Genomic DNA, 5,204 nt, shown 5'->3' on the forward strand with positions numbered 1-5,204 from the left:
CTAAGTGCGGCTTTCGGCCGAAATCATCCCGGTTCGGGTGAGGTAGGCGCGCCGGCGCGAAGCGTCGCCGGCGGCGTCAGTCCCGGGCGCGCTTGCCGATGACCAGCAGGGTGAACAACCTGAGCGGCGCCAGCGCGCGCCGCTCGATCAGCGCGGCGTCCGGCTGGGCGGCGATCCAGTCGCCGACCGCGGCAAATGGGAATTTCGGATGCCAGCCGAGCCACCAGGCGGCCTTTTCCATCGCCGCCTCGATCGCGGCGCGCGGACCGCCCGCGGCGGCGAAATGGTTCATCACCACCATCCGTCCGCCCGGCCGGATCACGCGCCAGACCTCGTCCAGGACCAGGGCCGGATTGGGCACGACGCTCATCACATAGGGCGCCAGGGCGACGTCGAACTGGCCGTCGGCGAATTCCATCGCGCCGGCGTCCATGACGTGCAGGCCCTTGACCTGCCTCAGCCCTTTGCGCGCGACGCGCTCGCGGGCGACGTCCAGCATCGCGGCGCTGATGTCGACGCCGGTGACGCGCAGGTCGGCGGGCAGCAGTTCGAGTTCGAGGCCGGTGCCGACGCCGACGACCAGCATCGCGCCGTCCTTGCCCGCCGCCGCCGCGGCGGCGCGCGAAGCCGCCAGCCGCCCGGGATGGAACGGCAGGTCGAAGATCAGGTCGTAGATCGGCGCCCAACGGCTATAGGCGGCCTCAGTGCGCGTCTGGGCTTTCGCCGAGGCCGCGCTCGATTGAGGCATGGACCCGCTCTCCCCTCTTGGCCCAAACTTTCCGCGGCTTCCGCCGCGATCCGGCCGAGGGCGACCCTACGGCACTCGATTGTCACACGCCAGCCGAGGCCGCCATTCGCCCGCCAGCGGCGAGAATCCGGGGCTCGGCTCGCCGTCCGTCCAGCGGCTGTCGGCAGAGTCCGGTCGTTTGGGCCGCACATTCGGGTCGCGCGCGGCCCCTGCGCGTAACGATCGCCAATTTCATCGGCGCCGCGGCCGTCGCGGGCCCAGCCGGCGATGGCACGTGGATTGCATGCGCCATTACCGACGAAGATCGGGAGCCGGCGCCGCGAGCCGAACTCCGCTGACGGCAGTCGTTCCAATATACAGTCAAGTCATTGATTGTATTGTGTTCATTGCACCGCGTCAAAAACAATAAGACACAGGAGAACGGTCCAAATGAATAGACGCCTATGCATGCTCACGACAGCGATCGCGATCGCCGTGTCGACTCACGCCTTCGCCGAAAACGCAGAGAGTTCGACCTGCGGGCCGCTCGACGAGGCCATGACCCTCGTCCTCGACGGCTATCGCGGCGAGCCTTTCCAGGAGCTCACCGAGGCGCAGGTCTATGTCGCCCGCGCCGTGCTGCTCAATCCCGGCGACGGGCAGGACGCCCGAGCGCTCGCCGCCACGCGCGTCATCGTCTCCAAGACCGATCTCGGCGAGGCGACCATCTTCGTCGACGGCGAGCAGGCCTGCAGTTTCGGCATCCTGCCGCCGGGCACCGTAGGCTTGATCGACGCGCTCAAGGACAAGCCGATGGTCGAGGTGGGGACGCGAAGCTGATCAACCAAGAGCCGCCGTCGGGCGTTGAAGGCTGTGGATCGACCGGCCGTCGACGCCTCACCCGAAAGCAGCGAACGTCCGCCTCGGGCCGGTTCCGGCCGTGCGAAACGGGAGACCGAAGGTCAGACTTTCGCCGCTAAGGGAGAAAGGGCGCGCTAAGCGCTGCGCTTGCTGTTTGTCGCCGCCTTTTTCGCCGCCGCTTTCTTGGTCGGCGCCTTCTTGGCCGCGGCCTTCTTCGCCGGCGCCGTCCGGGCGGCGGCCTTCGGCGGCGCAGCGGGCTTCCTGGACTTGGCGGCCGACTTCTTCTTTGCCGGCGCCCTGGACGCCTTCGCTGGTCGTCCCTCGCGCTCGGCGATGAGTTCGAGCGCCTCGGCGAGCGTGATCGATTCCGGCGGCGTCGACTTGGGGATGGTGGCGTTGACCTTGCCCCAATTGACGTAGGCGCCGAAGCGGCCGGCGCGCAATGTGATCGGCCCGCCGTCGGGGTGCTCGCCGATCGCGCGGCCGCCGGGGCCGCCGGAAGCCTTGGCGGCGAGCGTCGCCAGCGCCTCTTCCAACGTCACCGCTTCCGGGTTGGTTCCGCGCGGCAGGGTCGCGTTGATCTTGCCGTGATTGACATAGACGCCGAAGCGGCCGCGGCGCACCGAGACCGCGCCTCCGAGCGTCGGATGGTCGCCGAGCGCGCGGCCGGAATCGCCGCCGAAGCGACTGCCGGCGCCGCTCTCCTTGGCGGCGATCAGGTCGATGGCGCGGTTGGCGCCGATCGTCAGCACGTCGTCGTCGCGGCCGAGATTGGCGTAGGTCTTGGCGTGCTGGACATAGGCGCCGTAGCGGCCGACGCCGGCAAGGATCGGCTCGCCGTCGGTCGGATGGCGCGCGACTTCGCGCGGCAGCGACAACAGCCCGACCGCCTTTTCCAGCGTCACATCGTCGGGCGCGAGCCCGCGCGGCAGCGAGCAGCGCTTCGGCTTTTCGCCTTCGCCAAGCTGCACGTAGTCGCCGAAGCGGCCCGAACGCAGCGTGACCTCTTGGCCGCTCGCCGGATCGAGCCCAAGCGCGCGCACGCCCGGCCGCTCGCCCTCGCCGCTGTCCTGGCCGGTCGGCGACAGCACGCGGGTGAAGCGGCATTCGGGGTAGTTCGAGCAGCCGATGAAGGCGCCGAACTTGCCGAGCTTCAGCGACAATTGCCCCTTGCCGCACAGCGGGCACTGACGCGGGTCGCCGCCGTCGGCGCGGACGGGGAAGATGTGGGCGCCGAGCAGCGCATTGAGGCTGTCGAGCACCTGGGTGGTGCGCAGATCCTTGGTGCCGCCGAGCGCCTGGGAGAAGTCGACCCAAAAGTCGCGCAGCACCGCCCGCCAGTCGATTTCGCTGTTGGAGATCTTGTCGAGCTTCTCTTCGAGCTCGGCGGTGAAGTCGTAGCCGACGTATTTGGCGAAGAAGGCTTCGAGGAAGGAGGTGACGAGGCGGCCCTTGTCTTCGGGGATCAGCCGCTTCTTCTCGATCCGCACGTAGTCGCGGTCGCGCAGCACGGCCAGGGTCGAGGCGTAGGTCGACGGCCGGCCGATGCCGAGCTCCTCCATCCGCTTGACCAGCGTCGCCTCGGTGTAGCGCGGCGGCGGCTCGGTGAAGTGCTGGCTCGCCTCGATCCGCTCCTTGGTCAGCGCCTCGCCCGCCGCCATCGCCGGCAGCCGCGCCGCGTCCTCGTCATCCTCGTCGTCGCGCCCTTCCTGATAGAGCGCGAGGAAGCCGGGGAAGCGCACGACCTGGCCGCTGGCGCGGAATTCGAGCCGGCGCTTGCCCGCCTCGGCGAGAATGTCGACGGTGGTGCGCTCGAGTTCGGCGCTCTCCATCTGGCAGGCCAGCGTGCGGTTCCAGATCAGCTCGTAGAGCTTGGCCTGGTCGGGCTCGAGGCGGCGGGCGACGTCGCGCGGCCGGATCCGCTGGTCGGTCGGGCGGATCGCCTCGTGCGCTTCCTGCGCGTTCTTAGCCTTGACCGTGTAGCGGCGCGGCGCGGCGGGGACGTAGGCGTCGCCGAAATCCTTGGCGATGACGGCGCGCGCGGCGACGACCGCCTCCGGCGCGAGGTCGACGCCGTCGGTGCGCATATAGGTGATGAGGCCGGCGGCGCCTTCGCCGACGTCGACGCCTTCATAGAGGCGTTGGGCGATCTGCATCGTGCGCGCCGGCGCGAAGCCGAACTTGCGGCTTGCCTCCTGCTGCAGCGTCGAGGTGGTGAAGGGCGGGTAGGGGTGGCGCTTCTGCGGTTTCGACTCGACGGTCGCGACGGCGAATTTCGCATTGTCGAGCGCCGCCTTGAACGCGTCCGCCTCGGCGCCCGAACCGACGTCGAGGCGGTTGATCTTCTTGCCGTCGGCGCCGACGAGGCGCGCCGTGAACGGCGCGTCGGCGAGGGTCTTGAGGTGGGCGAGGATCGTCCAATATTCGCGCGCGACGAATTTCTCGATCTCCAGCTCGCGGTCGCAGACGATTCTCAGCGCGACCGACTGCACCCGGCCGGCCGAGCGCGCGCCCGGCAGCTTGCGCCACAGCACCGGCGAGAGGTTGAAGCCGACGAGATAGTCGAGCGCGCGCCGGGCGCGATAGGCGTCGACCAGCGCCTCGTCGATCTCGCGCGGGTTGCGCATCGCCGCAGCGACCGCGTCCTTGGTGACCGCGTTGAACACGACGCGATCGACCCGCTTGTCCTTGAGGACCTTCTTGGCCTTGAGGATCTCGTAGACATGCCAGGAGATCGCCTCGCCTTCGCGGTCGGGGTCGGTGGCCAGAATGACGCGGTCGGCGCCCTTCACCGCATTGGCGATCTCGTTGAGCCGCTTGGCCGCCTTGGCGTCCACCTCCCAGCGCATGGCGAAGTCGTGCTCGGTGTCGACCGAGCCGTCCTTGGCCGCGAGGTCGCGCACATGGCCGAACGAAGCGTAGACGTCGTAGTCCTTGCCGAGATACTTGCCGATCGTCTTGACCTTGGTCGGCGACTCGACGATGACAACCTTCATGCCTTGCAGTCCTTGAACGCCTTCGTCTCGCGGAGGCTATCGGGCGGGGATGGCGCCGCTCCACCCAGGCCGCTCAGGGCGCGGAAAATGGTTGAGGCGGCGCCGCCTGTCAAATAGGCGCCGAAGGGCCGGTCGGTCCGGTGACGCTCGCCCGGTCCGTTTGGCGCCGCCGAGGCCGGCTTGCCCGGCCGCGGCGCGGCGCATATAGGGTTGGCTTCGCATGTCATCAACGCCGCCGCCCGTCGCCTTCGCCCGCCGCCACCTGCTCGGCGTCGAGGGTCTGAGTCGCGACGAGATCGTTTCCCTGCTTGATCTGGCGGAGGAAGCGGTCGGCATTTCGCGCCAGGTCGAGAAGAAGCGCGCCACCTTGCGCGGGCGCACGCAGATCAACCTGTTCTTCGAACCCTCGACCCGCACCCAGTCGTCGTTCGAGATCGCCGGCAAGCGACTCGGCGCCGACGTGATGAACATGGCGGTCGGCGCGTCGAGCGTGAAGAAGGGCGAGACGCTGATCGACACGGCGATCACCCTCAACGCCATGCGGCCCGACATCATCGTCGTGCGCCACAGCCAGGCGGGCGCGGTGCATCTGCTGGCGCGCAAGGTCGACTGTTCGGTGA

The 5,204-nt window shown here is 68.9% G+C and carries 4 protein-coding genes; 2 read left to right on the forward strand and 2 right to left on the reverse strand.

Annotation, left to right across the window (positions count from 1 at the left end):
- Window positions 1–76: 76 nt before the first annotated feature.
- Window positions 77–748: a class I SAM-dependent methyltransferase gene (locus ABSF49_RS19845; protein ID WP_424114363.1), complete on the reverse strand. Its 672-nt coding sequence runs from the start codon at window positions 746–748 to the stop codon at window positions 77–79.
- Window positions 749–1,195: 447 nt separating this feature from the next.
- Here ABSF49_RS19845 and ABSF49_RS19850 point away from each other — a divergent pair, with 447 nt between their 5' ends.
- Window positions 1,196–1,567, forward strand: a complete 372-nt coding sequence (locus ABSF49_RS19850) for a hypothetical protein (RefSeq protein ID WP_424114364.1) — start codon at window positions 1,196–1,198, stop codon at window positions 1,565–1,567.
- Window positions 1,568–1,722: 155 nt separating this feature from the next.
- On the opposite strand, the gene topA is transcribed toward ABSF49_RS19850, so the two are convergent.
- Window positions 1,723–4,584, reverse strand: coding sequence for a type I DNA topoisomerase (gene topA, locus ABSF49_RS19855; RefSeq protein WP_424114365.1), 2,862 nt, complete (start codon window positions 4,582–4,584; stop codon window positions 1,723–1,725).
- A gap of 220 nt (window positions 4,585–4,804) precedes the next feature.
- Between topA and ABSF49_RS19860 the strand changes: the two genes are divergently transcribed.
- On the forward strand, window positions 4,805–5,204 hold a 400-nt coding region (locus ABSF49_RS19860; protein ID WP_490363332.1), incomplete at its 3' end, for an aspartate carbamoyltransferase.

Origin of the sequence: Roseiarcus sp., assembly GCF_049514155.1 — a bacterium.
In the GTDB taxonomy this organism is placed as follows: Bacteria; Pseudomonadota; Alphaproteobacteria; order Rhizobiales; family Beijerinckiaceae; genus Roseiarcus.